Origin of the sequence: Acaryochloris sp. 'Moss Beach' (genome assembly GCF_021497025.1) — a bacterium.
In the GTDB taxonomy this organism is placed as follows: domain Bacteria; phylum Cyanobacteriota; class Cyanobacteriia; order Thermosynechococcales; family Thermosynechococcaceae; genus Acaryochloris; species Acaryochloris marina_A.
This window is the reverse complement of sequence record NZ_CP071717.1, coordinates 2542554-2560039: the sequence shown is the minus strand read 5'-3', so window position 1 is coordinate 2560039 and position 17486 is coordinate 2542554. Positions and strand designations below refer to the sequence as shown.

The 17486-nt window shown below is 47.1% G+C and carries 21 protein-coding genes and 1 pseudogene; 5 read left to right on the top strand and 17 right to left on the bottom strand.

The window, feature by feature from the left end:
* Positions 1-51 precede the first annotated feature (51 nt).
* The 3 genes from HRE53_RS11905 to HRE53_RS11895 are packed head-to-tail and all read right to left on the bottom strand — an operon-like array spanning position 52 to position 1677.
* Positions 52-840 carry an MOSC domain-containing protein gene (locus tag HRE53_RS11905; RefSeq protein ID WP_235110661.1) on the bottom strand — a complete coding sequence of 263 codons (789 nt, stop codon included), beginning with the start codon at positions 838-840 and terminating at the stop codon, positions 52-54.
* Positions 818-1201 (bottom strand): VOC family protein, encoded by a 384-nt coding sequence (locus HRE53_RS11900; RefSeq protein ID WP_235110659.1) that lies wholly within the window; start codon positions 1199-1201, stop codon positions 818-820. The genes HRE53_RS11905 and HRE53_RS11900 overlap by 23 nt, the downstream gene beginning before the upstream one ends.
* Positions 1198-1677 (bottom strand): VanZ family protein, encoded by a 480-nt coding sequence (locus tag HRE53_RS11895; protein ID WP_235110658.1) that lies wholly within the window; start codon positions 1675-1677, stop codon positions 1198-1200. Before HRE53_RS11895 ends, HRE53_RS11900 begins: the two co-directional genes overlap by 4 nt.
* A gap of 191 nt (positions 1678-1868) precedes the next feature.
* Between HRE53_RS11895 and HRE53_RS11890 the strand changes: the two genes are divergently transcribed.
* A complete protein-coding gene (locus HRE53_RS11890) occupies positions 1869-2501 on the top strand; it encodes a flavin prenyltransferase UbiX (RefSeq protein ID WP_235110657.1) in 633 nt (210 codons plus the stop codon).
* 26 nt (positions 2502-2527) lie between these two features.
* Here the strand turns inward: HRE53_RS11890 and HRE53_RS11885 are convergent, their stop codons facing one another.
* From HRE53_RS11885 to HRE53_RS11850, 8 genes are all read right to left on the bottom strand, one after another.
* Positions 2528-2959, bottom strand: a complete 432-nt coding sequence (locus tag HRE53_RS11885) for a GFA family protein (RefSeq protein ID WP_235110656.1) — start codon at positions 2957-2959, stop codon at positions 2528-2530.
* A gap of 58 nt (positions 2960-3017) precedes the next feature.
* Positions 3018-3461 carry a DUF4079 domain-containing protein gene (locus HRE53_RS11880; protein ID WP_212663622.1) on the bottom strand — a complete coding sequence of 148 codons (444 nt, stop codon included), beginning with the start codon at positions 3459-3461 and terminating at the stop codon, positions 3018-3020.
* 644 nt (positions 3462-4105) lie between these two features.
* Positions 4106-5482 carry a Rieske 2Fe-2S domain-containing protein gene (locus tag HRE53_RS11875; RefSeq protein WP_235110655.1) on the bottom strand — a complete coding sequence of 459 codons (1377 nt, stop codon included), beginning with the start codon at positions 5480-5482 and terminating at the stop codon, positions 4106-4108.
* A gap of 783 nt (positions 5483-6265) precedes the next feature.
* A complete protein-coding gene (locus HRE53_RS11870) occupies positions 6266-6823 on the bottom strand; it encodes a GNAT family N-acetyltransferase (protein WP_212663621.1) in 558 nt (185 codons plus the stop codon).
* A gap of 44 nt (positions 6824-6867) precedes the next feature.
* Positions 6868-8091: a hypothetical protein gene (locus HRE53_RS11865; RefSeq protein WP_212663620.1), complete on the bottom strand. Its 1224-nt coding sequence runs from the start codon at positions 8089-8091 to the stop codon at positions 6868-6870.
* A 19-nt stretch (positions 8092-8110) separates the two neighbouring features.
* On the bottom strand, positions 8111-9418 hold the full coding sequence (hisD, locus tag HRE53_RS11860) for a histidinol dehydrogenase (RefSeq protein ID WP_235110654.1): 1308 nt from the start codon (positions 9416-9418) through the stop codon (positions 8111-8113).
* 226 nt (positions 9419-9644) lie between these two features.
* A complete protein-coding gene (locus HRE53_RS11855) occupies positions 9645-10088 on the bottom strand; it encodes a hypothetical protein (RefSeq protein WP_235110653.1) in 444 nt (147 codons plus the stop codon).
* A 99-nt stretch (positions 10089-10187) separates the two neighbouring features.
* A complete protein-coding gene (locus tag HRE53_RS11850; RefSeq protein WP_315876586.1) occupies positions 10188-11000 on the bottom strand; it encodes a Nif3-like dinuclear metal center hexameric protein in 813 nt (270 codons plus the stop codon).
* Positions 11001-11165: 165 nt separating this feature from the next.
* Between HRE53_RS11850 and HRE53_RS11845 the strand changes: the two genes are divergently transcribed.
* From HRE53_RS11845 to HRE53_RS11835, 3 genes are all read left to right on the top strand, one after another.
* Positions 11166-12011 (top strand): hypothetical protein, encoded by an 846-nt coding sequence (locus tag HRE53_RS11845; RefSeq protein ID WP_235110650.1) that lies wholly within the window; start codon positions 11166-11168, stop codon positions 12009-12011.
* A gap of 239 nt (positions 12012-12250) precedes the next feature.
* Positions 12251-12601, top strand: a complete 351-nt coding sequence (locus HRE53_RS11840; protein ID WP_212663617.1) for a PipX family protein — start codon at positions 12251-12253, stop codon at positions 12599-12601.
* A gap of 201 nt (positions 12602-12802) precedes the next feature.
* The gene (locus tag HRE53_RS11835) at positions 12803-13042 is read left to right on the top strand and encodes a DUF1830 domain-containing protein (protein ID WP_212663616.1); all 240 of its coding nucleotides are present in this window, start codon (positions 12803-12805) and stop codon (positions 13040-13042) included.
* Positions 13043-13084: 42 nt separating this feature from the next.
* Here the strand turns inward: HRE53_RS11835 and HRE53_RS11830 are convergent, their stop codons facing one another.
* From HRE53_RS11830 to HRE53_RS11815, 4 genes are read right to left on the bottom strand one after another with little or no spacing between them, the layout of a single operon-like run.
* Positions 13085-13618: a DUF6155 family protein gene (locus HRE53_RS11830; RefSeq protein WP_235110648.1), complete on the bottom strand. Its 534-nt coding sequence runs from the start codon at positions 13616-13618 to the stop codon at positions 13085-13087.
* 27 nt (positions 13619-13645) lie between these two features.
* Positions 13646-13933, bottom strand: coding sequence for a TMEM165/GDT1 family protein (locus HRE53_RS11825; protein ID WP_212663614.1), 288 nt, complete (start codon positions 13931-13933; stop codon positions 13646-13648).
* A gap of 19 nt (positions 13934-13952) precedes the next feature.
* Positions 13953-14369, bottom strand: coding sequence for a TMEM165/GDT1 family protein (locus HRE53_RS11820; RefSeq protein ID WP_212663613.1), 417 nt, complete (start codon positions 14367-14369; stop codon positions 13953-13955).
* Positions 14370-14387: 18 nt separating this feature from the next.
* Entirely contained in the window at positions 14388-14738 is a 351-nt protein-coding gene (locus tag HRE53_RS11815; RefSeq protein WP_212663612.1) for a YkgJ family cysteine cluster protein, read from the bottom strand.
* Positions 14739-14928: 190 nt separating this feature from the next.
* Here HRE53_RS11815 and psb30 point away from each other — a divergent pair, with 190 nt between their 5' ends.
* Positions 14929-15048 carry a photosystem II reaction center protein Ycf12/Psb30 gene (gene psb30, locus HRE53_RS34345; protein WP_212663611.1) on the top strand — a complete coding sequence of 40 codons (120 nt, stop codon included), beginning with the start codon at positions 14929-14931 and terminating at the stop codon, positions 15046-15048.
* On the opposite strand, the gene HRE53_RS11810 is transcribed toward psb30, so the two are convergent.
* Together HRE53_RS11810 and recJ are read right to left on the bottom strand one after the other, a co-directional pair.
* Positions 15045-15632, bottom strand: coding sequence for a hypothetical protein (locus HRE53_RS11810; RefSeq protein ID WP_235111315.1), 588 nt, complete (start codon positions 15630-15632; stop codon positions 15045-15047). The genes psb30 and HRE53_RS11810 overlap by 4 nt on opposite strands.
* A gap of 12 nt (positions 15633-15644) precedes the next feature.
* Positions 15645-17436 (bottom strand): annotated as a pseudogene (gene recJ, locus HRE53_RS11805) (single-stranded-DNA-specific exonuclease RecJ); the annotation flags it as partial.
* Between the last annotated feature and the right edge of the window lie 50 nt (positions 17437-17486).

Genomic DNA, 17486 nt, shown 5'->3' with positions numbered 1-17486 from the left:
CTCTCTTTCGTCCATTCGACCCATTTTGCCATAGGTTCCTAGGGAGGATTGTTAAACTTCTACAATGCCTTTAAGGATGACTTGATCTCCCTGAGTTAAGACAGAATCTTGACCCTGCGGAATGCGCGTATTGACTGCCAAACGATAGAAATGATTGAAACGGGCGGGATTTACCCACTCGGGCAGCGCCTGCTTCCGGTTTTGGAGGAAAGTCTTTTGGAATTTGGGAGTTGCAACACCCGATTGGGAGTCACGGGTGGGGACGATGCATCTTTGGCAGGGATTGACGCCTTTTAGAATCACGGATCCAATTTGAAATTGAACTAGATGGTCAGCGTCAGTAAAGAGCTGATCTTCCCAAAAAGCAGGTACGCCGCCTATTTCTAGGTTAGTGCGCAGGCGGCGGCGTAGCTCTGTAACCGTCAAATCGTCATACCAAGCAGCGACAGTTTCGAGGGTAGCTGTACTAATTAGAGTCGGGCCGGGAGAGTCAGTATCGTCGGGAAAGCCTGCTGCTGAATTTTGGTGAATCTGGATATCCAGCTGAAAAAAGTCACTGAGCCATGCTTTTAAAGCGTCGCGTTCTTGGTCAATGTGAAAGGTTTGAGGATCGGTATGGGGGGCTTGTAGGGTTAGGGTTTGGTAGTTGTTGGAGACTTGCGATCTCAACTGATGTATCTGGGCGTATCGCTTGCCATTCACTACCTTTCCCTGGCGATCGAAGCAGGCATATTCTCGATCGTGTTCTAGGGCACCACTCGCCAAAATATTAGCGGATTGGACCGTAATGCCATCCAACGACTTAAAGGGATAGAGATCAATCCTGGCTAGGTGGGGCATCGACTTGACTCAGCTCAATAATATTGCCATCTGGATCGTGCACAAATAAAGCAGCCCGGCCCGAATGGCTTAATTGATAAGTTACTCCAGCTGCCGTTAACTGGGTTTGACAGTCTTTTAGATCAGAGACTGCCAGGGCCACATGGCAATTGCGTCCCCATCGTTCTTGATTGGCCTGTCGGGCGACATAATCGGGGGACACCATGACGTGCAGTTGCTGAGGGCCGATTTGATACCAAGCCCCTGGAAAATCAAATGGACGGGGACATTCCGTTAATCCCAACACCTCGCCATAAAACTGCCGAGATCGCTCTAAATCCTGCACGAGCAAGGCTGTATGTAATAACTGAGTAACCGTCATAGGTTTTGTGGGGGATTGGGTTGAAAACGAGTCTTCCAAAGACTAATCAAGCTGACTGCAATCAATGCACCGGTAATATCAATCAGCACATCTATAGGAGAAGCACCGCGATTCGGGACAAAATTCTGATGGATTTCATCAGTGATCGCAAAGAGTGCTGAACCTAGGACTGCAAAGGGTAAGACTGATTTCCAAGGCTTTTGGAACCCGAATGTCCCCATTGTGAAGCAAAGGGTGGTGAGAATGGCATATTCCGTCAAATGAGCACCCTTGCGAACGATAAAGTTCAAGGTGTGCAATTGCTCTGGGCTAAGCCCATTGAGCAGAGCTGGCACACTCAAATTTAGAAGCGCTGTCAGAATGGATTGGGTTTGTTCACCCCCCCATCGCTGGGTAGAAAATTGAACCATTATCGCCATCCAAAATAGCCAACTTAGAAGGGTTAAGCCTTTGGATGAAAAAAGAGTTTTGTTCACTCTGGGATCCTTCGTGCCAAGCTGCGTTTATGGAAGGCTTGCTCTATTCTCTGGTAATCCTATGGTACTGATTCTGCAAACGGAATAGGGTCTAGGTTGGGGATCGCTCTCTCTGTGAGGAATACAGAGTATCAACGTTATAATAAAACGTTTCGCTAAGGCGAAATACCACTCTTTTATAACCTACGCTTGTGTCTCACTCTAACTCACCGCTACCCGTTACTTTAGGCGTTTCTGGTGCATCAGGATTACTCTATGCCGTGCGCACCATTAAGTTTTTGCTCCGAGCAAATTATTCGATTGAGCTGGTGGCGTCTAAGGCCACATACCAGGTTTGGCAAGCTGAGCAAAATATTCGTATGCCCGCTGATCCCGTTAAGCAAGAGCAATTTTGGCGTCAGCAAGCCGATGAATGGGGTGGGACGTTAACCTGTCATGCTGCTACTAATGTCGGTGCAGGCATTGCCAGCGGCTCCTTTCGCACCCTGGGGATGCTGGTGATTCCTTGCAGTATGAGTACAGTGGCTAAAATTGCTGCGGGTCTCAGTTCTAGCCTCTTAGAACGAACTGCAGATGTTCACCTGAAGGAACGACGTCCTTTAGTGATCGTGCCCAGAGAAACCCCCTTTAGCCTGATTCACCTGCGCAATCTGACTACGTTGGCAGAAGCTGGAGCCCGAATTGTGCCTGCTATCCCTGCTTGGTACCACAACCCCCAAACTATCGAAGACCTAGCAGACTTTGTGGTAGCTCGGGCTTTAGATCAACTTGGGATAGATTGTGTGCCACTTCAGCGTTGGCAGGGCACTGAACCGACTGCCTAGCCTGTGAGATTTTCGTGAGAGAGCGCTTATCGGGTCTCACGGACTTTGGCATGGCTGCCTGGCCAGATATCGTGCTGGGGGAGGTCATCTGTAATGGTGAACCAAGGAGATTTAGACCCCACGTAAATGTGTCCTTCTGGTGCATTGTGAGGCGCTTGATCTAGCCCCCCTAATGGAATACCGATCTTATCAGGCGCATTGTCATAGGTGCTGATGAGATTGGAGCCACAGACAGAACAAAAATGCTTCACTACAAACTCGGAAGAATGGTAGCGAGACAGTAAGTCTTCACCTTTAATCCACTTAAATTGCTGAGTGGTAATGGTGGCTCGGGTGCGAAAAGCAGCTCCATGCCAGCGCCTGCATTTTGAGCAATGACAGTTAAAAATGGGACCCAGTTCGCCTGAAATCTCATAAGCTATCCCTTCGCAGAGACAGCGACCACTTAGTGCTTGCATAAGAAAACAGAGTACGCAGCATTTGCTGCGTACTGTCGACTCGATTATGAATCAGAGGTTACTGAGGCAAATAGTTCTGAAGCACGGACCAGCCTGTCCAAGACACGGCGGTTAAGGCTAGAAAAAGCATGCCATTAATGCTGACGTGGAGTGGACGAGCCCAAGGACGCTTGGGATGCACACGACTGGCGGCCCAAGCAGAAGCAAGGGTTAAACCAGCGACCAATAGGCCAGCAGGTAAGTGAGATGAATGACCGGAGGTTCCTTCATAAGTGGAGGCACCTAAAATACCGATGGTCATTAATTCTAAAATTGTCAGTACTAGTGTGATACCCAATCCATAGTGGATATAACGTAACCATCCCCAAGAAGCTTCACCGTGACGGAGTCGCAATCTTCGTAGGGTAATCCCTAGTACACCAAGCCCTATGTAAAGGAATACAGCTAGCGTCATCGAAAAGGCTGTGACTGACGCAAACAACATAGGAGGGGGCGAATCCATACGCGACCTCAACAACATCAAGCGTTTCTGTTCTAGAAGTATATCCTTCCACTCAGCTCAAACAGGCTAAGAAAAAATACTTAATACTCATGGTTTACATAGCTAGGACTCAATACAGTTCTTTACATATAAATTGTAATACTGATAATAATCCTTGTAAGCTTTTCCTTGTAAAGATTGTAAGGATTTGATCCCCGTTATGGCAGCTGAGCTGATCATGCGAATCGCATTCGCAATACTCTGTGTTTTAGCCAAGATTTTAATCTAAAGAATATATTTATGAAAGGGCTGAAATTTCCTCCTCATAAATGTTGTGGAAGTTACAATAGACCCAGTTTTGAAAGCTTTGGTTGTCAATAGACTACCAAATTAAATCTGCACGAAGAAATCGGTAATATTTCATATAAATTAATATGAATCAATGAAATAACTATAAAGGTTCTTATCTTGTAAAACTTTTTGTGGTAGTAACTCTTGGCCATAAACTTGTATCTTTTGGTTGTTAGGTCGATGGAATTCAGTTCACGGGTAGGCAGGTTCTATCGTTCATTGACCTCTAGCGGTTGATGTAACATCGCACAAAATAGCTTTGAAAAAACTTATGGACAGAGTGTTTCCAAGGCTTTTATATAAAAATCGGTTAATCAGTGGTGTGCATGGATATAATCCACAAAATAAAATTTGGGTTCAAGCCAATATTTCAACCCATAACAGATCCCTAACCCTAGAAGCCCTAAGAGAACCATGGGAATCCCCCACGTCACTCTTAAAGAATCAGGCAAGATTGCTGTTCCGCTGATTGCGATCGCAAAGACAGCTACCAAAATCTTTTGTAATAGCTTGATTCTGCTCAATGCTCGTCGACAGCTACTACAGATCAAGGTGTGTTGATGATATCGATCTAGAATTTGAGGTCGCTTCTCTCCTAGAGGCTGTAAATAGTCATAGTTGTTGGGAGCAACCGGCATCTGCTCATGGGCAGATCCCCAAGGAATTTGTCCGTGACCATACTTTTCAAACCATCGCCGATATTCAATCACGAGACGATCCGCACTGGTGGGGAGCTTGTAGGCTGTTTGCCAATTTTGGGTTTGGGTGTGCTGAAGAAGCTGTTTTTCTTGGGCACGTAACAAAATCATGTCGCCATCCAGCACTGGATTGCGGTTTTTCATATGCTCTACCCAGCGAGGAAGCACTTTCATGAGACCTGTGGCAAAATTGCGTGCAAACAGGGCTACGATGCGAGATCGACCTGGGGCAATGGGAATACAGTAGGTGACCATAGCTGCTTGTTTCCCTTCACCGATAGAAAATTGATATTCCAGGCGGCAGGGCGGTTGAAAGGTGATTGTGGTGGCGAACTTCCCCGTGGTCAAGACTTCAATTAGCTCTGGGGTGGAGGTCAGAACCTCCATAGGGATAGGAGCGGCTTGGTTGCGATTGCCTTGGACACCATGATGGGCAAAGGGAACGTGACTCGGGTCAGAGACGTTTTCAACTAACGTTTGCCAATCATAGGCCAAATCTCTCATGACAGAGGACCAGACAAAGTTTTGGTCAGCATTAATGAGGGGGGAGAGAGGCAAAGGTTGTGTGGCAGCAATTTCTCGGGTGTCTGGATCTGGCCATACCCACAACAGTCCACTTTGCGCTTGAGTGGGGACAGCAGTAACGCAGTACAGCTGTCCCTGCTTAGGGGTGACTGCTTCAGCTTGAGGAATGTGGGTGCAAAGACCCTCTTGATCAAACTGCCAACCGTGATAGCTACACATGAGCTGACCGGTTTGCTCGTCAATGCGACCTTCACTGAGGGGAGCTAAGCGGTGGGGGCACAGATCTTGAAATACTAGATATTGGTCAGAATGCTTGGGTTGCCAAATAACAAAATGTTGCCCTAATAACGTAATGGCAGTGGGGCGCTGTGGATCTAAGTCTTCTAAGGGAGCGACTGGATACCACTGTTGCCAAAAATTGAATTGAATATCTAAGTTGCTCGGATTGGAATCGGTTTGCGTTTCCATATCTGCTCTGCCATAAAAACTTTGAATGGATTCATTTCAGCGTATCAGGAGGGGCGTGCACTTATTGCCCTATGAATTTGTTGTGAATATTATAAATGTCTGTCTAAAGTTCCGTTTCTGTTATGGCTGTTATGACTTCTATTCAATAGAGCGAAAGTAAATGTGGGTGTATTTACTGGAGGTTTTTTGGTAACAGAAATAATAATTCCGTAGTTCTTCTCAGGTCTGGGTTTGGAAGATTGGTTAGAGTATAAACAACTAGTTAATTCATGCCATAAAAAACCCTCGGATGCGATGCATTCACTCATCCAGAGGGTTCCAATACCTCCCATATCGACCCAGCACCCCCCCGTGCTGGGTTTTTATTTGGAGACTAATTGATTAGATAATGCCCCATTTCTTATGGAAACAGACATCTTTTCTGTAGTAAATATTAAATAACTATTGTTTAAAAACTTTGAGGATAAAGATCCCAAGATTTCTAACTGTAGTTTCTATCGCATGTGTAGCAAAATGATAGGAAAAAATCTCAGGATTTTGTGAAGGCTAATATCTCAATTACGTGAGAGATAGTTGAAGTTATTTTTAACTTTCAAAAGAATAAAATTTGTTGTAGAGAGCTTGACGCTTCAAAAATAACTTCACAAGATTTTCAGTTGTGTTTATGGTCTAATTCTATAAAAAAAAGGGGGCTTGCGCCCCCCGTCGAACTTCCATGACAATAGCTACCTTTATTGTGCCCACGTCCTTTTCGGTTTGGTGACTGCCGGATCTAAATAAAATCTAAATATTAGTGTTGATGAGGCTAGTGAGCATATGGTCTTGCCATATCCCGTTAATGCAGAGGTATCTAGGGGCATATCCTTCCAGTTGAAAGCCTAATCGTCGTAGGAGTCTGCCGCTACGTTGGTTATGGGGCATATAGGCTGCCATAATCCGGTGCAAGTTGAGGTCAGAGAAGAGGTATGCGATCGCAACAGGTATCGACTCGGCCATATAGCCTTGACCTTGATATTGGTCGGCAATACTAAAGCCTAAGGTGCAGGACTGAAATGCCCCTCGCACTACATTTGAGAAGTTGATAGCCGCAATAATCTGCTGGGGATTGTGCCGATCAAACAGGAAGAACTTGATGCCTTGATCGTTGAGGAATGCATGGGTGCGATCGCGAATCAATACCCGCCAAAAGTTGGGTGTATAAAACTCCACCGGTTTAATCGGCTCAAAGGGGGCTAAATGGTCTTGATTAACGATGAAATACCTCAGGATGGCATCAATATCATCTTCTGTTGCCATTCGTAGAATGCCGCGCTTACACTGCAACTTGGGAAACTTCGGCATGGGTTGATTCCGAATTGACGGCCAATTGAAGCCTAACTTAGGGCTTATATGTTGAGTTGGTCCAGGGCAGTATCTAAAATGCTCTGGTTCTGGGAGGTGCTAGAACTGCCCATTTCTACTGCTAGGGATAAGCCCAGTAGCGTAATTTCTGGCGGAAAGCGTTGGGTATCGCAGAGGTTCATGGTTAAAAAAGGACAGCAAAACAGTGCCAACTTGAGTTCCTGTCGCCAGGTTTCAGGGAGTTGACCAGAAGCTTTTAGGCGCTCAAGCAAGGGCTGGAGTACATGCATGAGCTTTGATTGCAGGAATCTTAGACGTATAGCTGATGGTCGAAAATCATGATCCACTTGGATCTGGTCTGCTGAGATCTCTAAGTTAATGGATAGGTCTTTGGCGATCTCTTGGGGGAAATACAGCCAAATCGCAAATACGTTATGGAAGATCGGCTTCGTTAGATCTAAAAAGGGTGAATGCCGTCCGGCAAAGGCAGGATCAAAATAGATCAGGGTTTCTGCGTCTTCATCTACGAACACATTGCCATTATGAGCATCACCATGACCGACAACAGAGGGAGTAGAGGTTGGGACAAGCTTTTGACTGGCTGTTTGAATAATGTCAGCTAGGGTGTCTTGGTAAGGTATGCCATTAATCTGCCAGGTTAGTTGAGCGAGTGGGTCAAAGTTCAGGGTGTGTTCTGGTAGCTTGACTTCTTTGCCTGCGTAAAACTCGTGATATCGTCCTCCGACTAGGCGATGGACAAACAGTTGGTGAATGGGGACTTCGGCATGGTCTTCGGCTGATAAAGGCTGCAGGGTTTGCTGATAGATGGCCCACAGGTCTTGGTCTGCTTTTTCCTGCAGGGCAATAATCTGGTCAGCTCCGCCTCGCTGTCCCGTTTCAATCTGACGAGCCACATCAAACAGAGATGGGGATTCAAAAAACTCATAGACCAGCAGCTGCTTACCCCATTCTGTTGAGCTAAAAATGGGCTGAATAATGGGATAGCCTGCCTCTGCCATGATCGTGGAGTTGTAATACTCATGAATCAGGCTTTGGGGTTCAACGTGGGTTTTGAAGAACAGTTTGTCTCCTTCCACGGTATGCAGAAATCCATTAATGGAGTTAAGGGATACCGCCGAAGGACGTACCTGTACCTGCTCCACATTGAAAGGGAAATTGTCATTGACGAAGTCCTTCAGCAGGGCATTCGCCGCTGCCTGATCAGAAAACTGTAACGTCTGAATCTGATACAGGAGTTGATCGGACACGGTAACCCTCCACCGCCCCTTACGGGAGCAGGTTCTTACGCTCACGAATGGCCATGGCATGGGCTGGGAAGTCTTCATGCTCCGCCAAGGTTTGAGCGGTATGACCTAAGCGATCAAAGCCTTCCTTCGTCAAATAGCCAATTCCAGTGCGCTTGAGAAAGTCGTATACGGAAACTGCTGAGTAGGAGCGAGCAAAGCCGCCCGTAGGCAGAATAGCGTTGACGCCAATGCAGTAGTTGGCCGTTGGAATCGGAGTGTAGGGGCCGAGGAGAATTTCACCAGCATTTTTGATTTTGCCAAGAACGCTCAGGGGATCTTGAACTAAGACTTCTAAATGCTCAGGGGCATAATCGTTGAGGAAATCAATCGATTCTTCTAGGCTGGAGGTGAGAATAATACCGCCATAGGAAGATAGGCCCTTCTGACAGAAGTTTTTGCGCCATTCAGGCAATTGCTGCATATAGTCGTCCGCATGTTTGGACGCGGCCTTGGCTAAGTCTTCGCTGTGGGTAACCAGTAAGCCTGCCGAATCGGGACCATGCTCTGCTTCTACCAGCAGATCTAAGGCTGCAATCCGGGGGTCAGTGGTTTCGTCCGTAAGAATAATCGATTCGCTGGGGCCAGCCGGTAAGCCAACGTCAACGGTGCCGTAGAGCAATCGCTTAGCAGCGGAGCCATAGACATTACAAGGTCCAGTGATTTTATCGACTTTGGGTACTGTTTCCGTACCGATCGCCATACCTGCAATCGCTTGGATGCCCCCTAATTTATAAACGTCTTTTACACCAGCGAGTTCAGCAGCGACCAGAGAGGCAGGCTCTACGGTGCCGTTTTTGTCCGGTGGTGTACAGACAACAATTCTTTCCACTCCGGCTACGACCGCTGGCACGCTGAGCATCAGCATCACTGAGGGAAAGGAGCCTTTACCCCGAGGCACATATAGTCCAGCACTGGCAATAGGGGTGACTTTTTCCCCAGCAAAGACGCCGCCATCGATTTCGGCAAGCTGCACTTCTTCTGGCATTTGCCGTTCGTGCACTTCTTTGATGTTGCGATAGGCTTGCTCAATCGCGGCTTTGATTTCGGGCTCGACTTGCTCGCGGGCAACGGCAAATTCGGCTTCGGTCACTTTCAGATTTTCGGTTGTGGCACCGGGAAAATCAAATTTGCGGACGTATTTGATCACACCCTGATCACCGTCAGCGCGAATCTCGTCGATCACTTCTTTGGCGACAGCTAGCGCCTGTTCAATATCTAACTCGGCCCGTCGTTTGATGGAAGCGAGTTCTTCAGATGTCATCTCTGACAACCGGAGAATCCTGACCACGTGCTGTCTCCTTTAAATCAATAATCGACGACCGATATATGTCGTCGAGCGGTGTGTAAGCATTACTAGCTTAGCTCAGAAGCGGGGGCAACAAAATTGAATATATGAGTAAGGTTGATTTGAGCAATCCTTGATGACGGTTGGTAGTGATTTTTTAGAATCTGGAACCCTGAGTGAGCGTGTAAAAGCTAATGAAAGGGGCAAATATTGCTAAACCTTCTTGTCTTTATCTGTTGTCTTCTTCACCTAATGTTTGCTCTAAAATCCACAGTTCTGCTGCTTTGGGACTCAAGACTTGGTGGACAATCTCACCCACTCTCCGATCCTCAATCACATAATTGTCGTCACCATCTGGCCAACGACCATATCTGAAGGGTGATGATTGCAAAATCGATCTCCGAGAACGTCCTGCCAACAGCTGTTCAACTTTTTGCTGACGCATCTTTAACTGTTGATTAGCTTGGCGACTTTGACGCCATTGCTTGAGAGGCTGGATGCCTACAACCACCATAGTAATGAGCGAGAACAAAATGAGGACCAATACTGAGCCATCTGCGGCAATGTTTGCCAATATCACCATCAACAGAAGTCCAATGACGATACCGACTATCTCAATGCTGTTGGTGAGTGATTGGGGAAGTTGTCTATAAAGTTGACAAATCTGCTTCATCAATCTGCTGAAATGTAAGCCCTATAATCTTATGCACACGACTGGAGAAATAGGATAAGATTCCTAATTGTCCAAGCCTTTGTCTCGCAAAACCGCAATTTATCTAAGTTTTTGCCAGAAATTACGAAAATCTTCATCAGCATGGCTAAGTTGTGCCCATTCAACGCCTTTGTCTACAAATTTTTCGGCTAGCCGCTTACATGCAGGTTGTTCTGTTGCATAGTGTCCGGCATCAATCAGAATCAGGTTGCGATCGCGACTTTCTTGAAATTGATGAAACTTACAGTCCGAAGTCAGATATGCCTGGGCACCTGTTTGGCTCACGGCAGAGATATAGCTAGCCCCAGAACCACCCAATACCGCTACCCGTTCAATAGACTGCTGTCGATCTGCTGTGGGTGATACCAATAAATCGGTAGGCTTCAGAGTAGCTTGAATGTTGGCGAGGAGCTGTTGCAGTGTTAGAGCGGGTTTAAGATTGCCGACGCGACCGTATCCCAGGCCATCTTGGGTTGGTTCTACGGGTTCGGCATTTTGCAGCTCTAAGAGTTGAGACAATACATCTGCTGTGCCATCTGCGACTTGATCAAAATTGGTATGGGCACTGTAAACCCCAATCTGATGAGTGATGGAGAGGCGAACCATATCGCCAATGGAATCGCCCTTTTGTACTGACTTCAGAGGGCCAAAAATTAAGGGATGATGGGCAAAAATTAAATTAATAGGTGTGTTCTGCTGCTGAAGTGCGATCGCTTCTTCCATCACCGCTAAGGTTGGCGTTAAGCAGACCAGTACCCGAGCTGGTTGATCCAAAATCCCCGGTTCAATCTGCCAACCACAGTTATCCCACTTCTCCTGCCAGGACGGGTTAGCCCAGCTTTCAAACCACTCAATCAGTTCACTAATTTTCATCGTCATCACTTACCTTGCTGAGATGCTCAGGCTTTGGTTCGGTCGTCGTTGACCGATTCGTCTATCCAACTTTCAACCTTACAATAGTGGCGATTTGCCTTCACGCAATACACCTAACATTCTTATACCTATTAAATGAAACTCACCAACAAGTTGAATTTGCCCATGCCCTTATATCGGGCTGTGGAATGGCAAAATGCTCATCATTCTGTGGGGAAGGCAGATCTATCTTGTACCCAGTTGATCGATGCGCCGCTAATTGCCTGGTTGAGACGTCAATACAGTGATCAGCTAGAAGAAGATATATCAGAACGACTGTGGCCCCTGTATGGCACCCTGATGCATTCGATTTTGGAAGAGTTTGCAGCAGAGGGAGAGCATGTAGAAACGGAGGCTATTGCTGAGGTGGATGGCTTTCGGATTTCGGGTCATATAGATTTGGTGGTGACCGCTGATGGCCTGTTGCAGGATTACAAATTCACCAGTTCATGGGCCGTGAAATCTGCCAAGACCGAGGGCAAAGTGGAATGGGATCGACAGCTGAATGTCTATCGATTTTTGTTGGAAAACGCCATTGATGGCTCAGGGATTCCCCATCTTTCAACAATAAAGAAGCTGCAAATTGTGGCCCTGCTTCGCGATTGGGGGCCACGCCATGAAAGGGATGGCTTAAAACCTGTGGAAGTGATTGAGGTGCCCTTATGGTCTGAGGCTGAGTCTTTGGATTATATGCGATCTCGCATCCAGCTCCACCAAGCGGCTCAAGGTGATACGCCACCTCCAATGTGCTCACCGGAAGAACGTTGGGCAACCCCAACCACCTATGCCGTGATGAAAAAAGGCCGCCAATCAGCCCTCAAAGTATGCCACTCGGAAGCCACAGCTCAGGACTGGATGACAACCCATAAAAAAGGCGAGTGGGTCGAACAACGTCCGGGGCAGAATAAACGCTGTGAGTCCTATTGTGGGTTTGGTAAACAAGGATTTTGCCCGTATCAGGCCGTCAGTTGAGAAGAGGTACGGATTTCCGTAGCAGTTGTCTTGGGGCTAGGGTGAGTTTGTCACGGTATCATGATGCCTCTAACTTCAGTCTTCGATATATCCGTAACTTTAGATGCAGAAGTGTGGTGCCCAAAAGCTTAGGATGCCACCACACTAATAATCCAAATTTTTCATTTGCCCGAACTCAATGTACACAATGTCAATGGGCTACAAGCCTTAGGCATTTACCTCTTATTAGGTACACCGCTATGTCTAGCTATTCGGACCATTTGGAAAATGTGAGTCAAGAGCATTCCCAAAATGTATTTCCTACTGACACAAGCTCTGTTGTTGGTGAAACTTATTTATCTCATCCAGTGTTTGGCCTACTGGTAAATTTATGCGTTATTGATGCGCAAAGTGCACTATTTGCGAGTTTGTATGCCAAAAGACTTTTTTTTCTTGTGACTTCGTCTAATTTGAGTTTAGAAATCGATAGTATCAGCCGAGATGATGCAAGAGTTGCTCTAGAAAAACGATTAGCAGTTTTGCGTAAATCTGGTTTTAATCAAGATTATGAGCAGCTTAAAGGAGTCTACAAAAGTACCTTTAGCCGTTAATCAAAAGTATATGGGGGCTGAATATGATAGGAACCTTGACAATCTGTTTTTACTGCCAAAAGTGATGGCGAGTGAGAAGTCTGATGTCTGCTGTGAGATCTATTGCACTTTTCATAGATCTATACCTAATCGTTGAAGAATGTCCCCAAAGCGCTTCTGTTTGAGTAGTTAAAACCCATTTGAAATAAGGCTGTTGATTCAATGCTGTGTAGCTATGTCAACCAAACCCCTTTTCTTGAGATCATTCGCATCTCCAATATTCAGAATTGGTATTTTGAAAAGGTGGTTTTTCAGCAGCAGCGAATTCTATTTGATTGTCAGGCTCAAGCAATTTTAGAGGTCTATTCCAGTGAGTTTTCTACAGCCCTGCTGGTCGATAAAATTGCCTGCGAGGTTCTCCAAGTAGAAACGACAGAAGAATACTTTGAGCAGTCGGCATAGTTCTCAGAACTAACAAACAAGGAATGAGCCACGTTTGGGCTTCTATTTGCTAAAAGTTGCTTGATATATCTCACGAAGCGCATCGTGAAACCCCCAACCCGTTTGTGAGGTGTCTTGCACAATTGTGCGACATCGCCGTTCTGCCACACCCTGTAAGCCATATTTAGCAATGGCTTTAGTGGCCGACTCAAACATGCTCTCCATGCTGTTATAAAAGGGCTCATCAATATCGCCATAGGCATCGGTAAACTTAACCCCCTGTTCCACGTAGAACAGCATCATGTCCACTAAAGCAGCGGGATCACGGCAGACTTTCTTATAGTCATTCACCGCTTTGCGGGCCACTGACAGTCGGGCTTTGCCAAAGCCCCGCGCCGAGAAAAATTCATGCTCGATGGTTTGTTTGTAGTTTTCCCCTACATACTGCTCAGTTTCGGGGCTGAGTTTGAGTTGATAATATTCTTTGACGGACTTAAACGTTTTAAACAGCTCACTAATCTCATCGATGAGTTCCTCTTTTGAGGCTTGTTTGAAATGTTGTTTGAGTGTGGTGAGATTGGTTTTTGAAGGTGCCATTTCTTTCAAACCACCAGAGAGTTGATATTATTCCGCTTCAGCTTCAGCCGGAGACCATAAAAACGAGATGCCTAAGAGAGCAAAGCCAATGGCTGCAATTGCTTTCATAAGCTGTGTGGGCAGCAACTGGCCAACCCCTTCTCCTAACAACACACCTAACAAACTGGCAAAGATAAGTGCCGAGGATGTGCCTAAAAAAATGGCCCGAGGATGTTGGCAATTTCCGCTGAGAGTAATGGCTGCCAACTGACTTTTATCGCCCAGTTCCGCTAGAAACACGACGACAAAAGTGATCCCTAATAACTTCCAATCCATTCGCCTTGGCTCCTGAGTTCTAGAGGTGTACCGTATCCCAAATCAGCAAGACCGCAATGAACAACAAGCTGGCACCGGTCACGGTATTGAGTGTCGCTGCTGACACCCGACGAGCGAGCCACTGGCCAATGATCACCCCGAATAGGCTAGTTGTGATCAAGGCAGCAGCAGCACCCAAAAAAATAATCCAGGGCGATTGAGACTCTGCAGTCATCAATAGCGTACTCAACTGAGTTTTATCTCCTAGTTCTGCTAGGAAGACCGTGACAAAGGCTAGCCCAAATTCCTTGCTGAACCCTTTGCTGGGGTCAGGTTGTTGAGTATTCGTTGGTTTTGAAGCCTGATGATTAGCAGGGACTGAATTGATATCACTCACGGTAAGCCTAAACAAAAATGGACCTGCGACTACCTTCACATCGCAGTTGACTAGCCCCATTATGCCTGGAAGGGGGAGCTAGAACCCGATCTCACGTTCAAACCGGATGCTTTCTAAGCTGCGGTCACCGTAAATGGCATCGATTTGTTGGCGACAACATGCGATCGCAAAGTCACTCAAATCCTCAGGATCGACGCCATACATGCGTTGAAAGGATTTCGGCTCTACCCGGCAAAACTGAGGTCGATCCGCATAGATTTTGCATTTTCGATGGTCTGTATCAAAGTGAATGCACCAGCCGTCGGAGCCCACCAAACTTAAGTAATGCTTCCATTCTTCTGGGGTTAAATACTCTTGAACATCAGGGCGCTCCGTTGGATCGAGATGGCAACAGGCCCCACATTGCTCGATGCAACACCAATTTGCCATACCTTTGGACGACCTTATCCTAAACAGCTAATTACAGATTGCAGGATCAAGATTGAATAGCTTAAAACTTTCACCTTGATCAGAGCTAATAAGCTAATCCTATCAAAATCTCCCTTCCACGTGATCCCTTAACCAGGTAGAATAGAGGGCGCGTTCGCTAACAATATTTGAGTTAATCTGGGAGACAAGGATGGACTTACTAGCTGCAATCAATTTACAAGTTGTACTTCAACTAACTATGCTTGGCGCTGTCGTCATTGCAGGCCCAATTGTTGTTCTGTTGGTTGCTCTTCGGAGTAACGCAACCTAGGGTAACTTTGCCAATCTGTTGGCTGAACAATGATACCAACGCTGCAAGCGTTTTAACTCCTGCTCTAATAATCCCGTCTCCGGGAAATCAGAGCAGGGGTAACCTATTTCTCTAAAAGCAGAAACAATTGTACTCGGTGCAACCCACCATTGCTGTCCTAAGTTCAGTAAGTTGAGAGGTTCGTCACCGTTTTTTGCTATTTCAAACTTTAGTTTTGCCTTCAATTCCTCGGCTGGCAAAATCGCTGGACTATGGTTGCGGATATAAATCTGCTGAGGCCTTGCCAAGGATAGTAACCAGCGTAAATGGGTCCAAGAGGGCGGTAAAGACCATAGAATCAGGCAGTCACAGGGACGGCTAGGCCGATCATATTCTACGGTTCCAGGCAGGGTTGTTGTCGATACGTAGGGACGCTGGTAGCCGTACATCAATATATGCCCGTCGATGCCTTTGAGGACTTGGGGCCAGTCTCCCAAGCTTGACCACTTTATGGCTTGTAGTAGTGCAGAAGACACGGTTGGTTCAGGACAGTGTAAGGCTACTTGCTGTCGGACGACGGGTGCCCCTTTATCTGCTTGGGCCACCACAATGGGGGTATTTTTCTGTGGGTTGGGTTGGGCTTCAACGGGTAGCCGAATACCTAAAATCTCCAGCTCCAGATTGGTTTGCTGGTTCCAAGTGTTTTCTCTTAGGCGATAGGCAATGTCGAGGTGCTGGGGTAAAGGATGATAGGTGCCCCCACCGCCATGCCATACCTTTGATTAATTGGGTCTGCTCGTCGTCTGACTCAGATTGGGAGAGGGTGAGCTTGAGATGGGTTTTGTCTTTGCCGACAGGCCGCTGCTCCACCACCTCAACATTTGCAGTCCAAAAAATGGGTTCAGGATTGCCAATGCCGCAGGGATGCAGCTGGTTAATTTGCTCGTATAGTTCCCAATTAAGCTGAGAGAAATGGGCTTGGGCATCGACTGTCACTAGGGGCTTGAGCTGATCAGTCTGTAAGGTTTGGTGGGCGTAGTTACGAAGGTGCGATCTCATCTCATCCAACTGGTCTGTTGCTAAGGAAAAGCCTCCTGCTGCCCGGTGCCCTCCATAACGTCCTAGAGACTCATGACAAGCCTGTAGTGCCGCAAACACATCAAATTCAGGAATCCCCCGAGCTGACCCACGGATATGGGTATGGTCTTCCTCTTCATAGGTAGCAATAAACACGGGCAATCCATAGCGTTCTACTAACCGGGACGCCACAATCCCAATCACGCCATGATGCCAACCGGGATGAACCAGCACAATCACCCACTCGCCTTCTGGTTGCCACGGCGCTTTCCCCTGGCGGACTAGGGTCTCAACTAATTCGATGGCCTCTATCTCAATGTCTGCACAGAGCTGACGTCGATGCTGGTTGGCCTGCTCACACTGCATGGCTCGGGCAAACGCTACATCTGGATCATCTGTTGTTAGTAACTCAATAACCGTTTGTGGATCGGCAATCCGGCCCACGGCATTGATGCGGGGGCCTAGCCGAAACCCAATGGCATCGGGTTTAAGGGCTTGATCTGCAGATACACAGCCAGATACTTGCATCAAAGACTGCACCCCGGCTAACCGAGAGTGAGGCAAGAGGGCTAAGCCTCGCTGGAGCCAGCGGCGGTTGACCCCCACTAATGGTGCTAAATCAGCAATGGTGCCTAGGGTAAAAAGCTCTAGCAGTGGGGTAATCAGGGTGGCATTGCCTTGCTCTTGCGCAAGTAAGGTGGCTAAGACATAAGCAACTCCTACCCCTGCTAACCCTCGATAAGGGGAGTCTTCTGGTACTAACTTGGGATTAAGAATGGCATTGGCAGGGGGCAGTTGAGGGGGCAGATCATGGTGATCTGTGATGATCACAGTCAATCCCAGCTCTCGGGCTCTAGCAATGGGGTCATAGGCGGCAATACCGTTGTCTACGGTTAACACCAGCTTCACGTCATCTGCTGCGAATTCTTCGACGATGCGTTGGTTAATGCCATAGCCTTCCTGCATTCGGCTCGGGATTGCATAGTCCACTTCAGCATCTAACGCTCGCAGGACGCGCAGCAATAAAGCAGTGCTGGTCATGCCGTCTGCATCGTAGTCACCACAGATGGCAATTTTGTGTCGAGATGCGATCGCATCCTGTAACAACGTTAAGCTAGAGGCCAAATCCGGGAATGCTTCAAGAGGAGAGGGTAAGCTCTGTGACTCTGGTGCCAAAAACTGTTGCGCGGCTTCGACAGACTCTATTCCTTGATTGGCTAATACTGCAGCCAAAAGAGGCGATAATCGGGTTGCGATCGCAATCCTGTCTACTAGAGTTTGTTCTGGATCAGCAATTTGCCAGCGTTGCTGCGGAAAGGATGGTTTCGGCACAGGAAAAATTGCGTTAGGCCACTTCCACCATCGGTCATAGTGGGGCTCCA

Bases quoted from the DNA above. Each gene is read 5' to 3' on its own strand.
- HRE53_RS11905 (WP_235110661.1), bottom strand. From the start codon at position 840: ATGCCCCACCTAGCCAGGATTGATCTCTATCCCTTTAAGTCGTTGGAT.
- HRE53_RS11900 (WP_235110659.1), bottom strand. From the start codon at position 1,201: ATGACGGTTACTCAGTTATTACATACAGCCTTGCTCGTGCAGGATTTA.
- HRE53_RS11885 (WP_235110656.1), bottom strand. From the start codon at position 2,959: ATGCAAGCACTAAGTGGTCGCTGTCTCTGCGAAGGGATAGCTTATGAG.
- HRE53_RS11880 (WP_212663622.1), bottom strand. From the start codon at position 3,461: ATGGATTCGCCCCCTCCTATGTTGTTTGCGTCAGTCACAGCCTTTTCG.
- HRE53_RS11875 (WP_235110655.1), bottom strand. From the start codon at position 5,482: ATGGAAACGCAAACCGATTCCAATCCGAGCAACTTAGATATTCAATTC.
- HRE53_RS11870 (WP_212663621.1), bottom strand. From the start codon at position 6,823: ATGCCGAAGTTTCCCAAGTTGCAGTGTAAGCGCGGCATTCTACGAATG.
- HRE53_RS11855 (WP_235110653.1), bottom strand. From the start codon at position 10,088: ATGAAGCAGATTTGTCAACTTTATAGACAACTTCCCCAATCACTCACC.
- HRE53_RS11850 (WP_315876586.1), bottom strand. From the start codon at position 11,000: ATGAAAATTAGTGAACTGATTGAGTGGTTTGAAAGCTGGGCTAACCCG.
- HRE53_RS11845 (WP_235110650.1), top strand. From the start codon at position 11,166: ATGCCCTTATATCGGGCTGTGGAATGGCAAAATGCTCATCATTCTGTG.
- HRE53_RS11840 (WP_212663617.1), top strand. From the start codon at position 12,251: ATGTCTAGCTATTCGGACCATTTGGAAAATGTGAGTCAAGAGCATTCC.
- HRE53_RS11835 (WP_212663616.1), top strand. From the start codon at position 12,803: ATGCTGTGTAGCTATGTCAACCAAACCCCTTTTCTTGAGATCATTCGC.
- HRE53_RS11830 (WP_235110648.1), bottom strand. From the start codon at position 13,618: ATGGCACCTTCAAAAACCAATCTCACCACACTCAAACAACATTTCAAA.
- HRE53_RS11825 (WP_212663614.1), bottom strand. From the start codon at position 13,933: ATGGATTGGAAGTTATTAGGGATCACTTTTGTCGTCGTGTTTCTAGCG.
- HRE53_RS11820 (WP_212663613.1), bottom strand. From the start codon at position 14,369: ATGGGGCTAGTCAACTGCGATGTGAAGGTAGTCGCAGGTCCATTTTTG.
- HRE53_RS11815 (WP_212663612.1), bottom strand. From the start codon at position 14,738: ATGGCAAATTGGTGTTGCATCGAGCAATGTGGGGCCTGTTGCCATCTC.
- psb30 (WP_212663611.1), top strand. From the start codon at position 14,929: ATGGACTTACTAGCTGCAATCAATTTACAAGTTGTACTTCAACTAACT.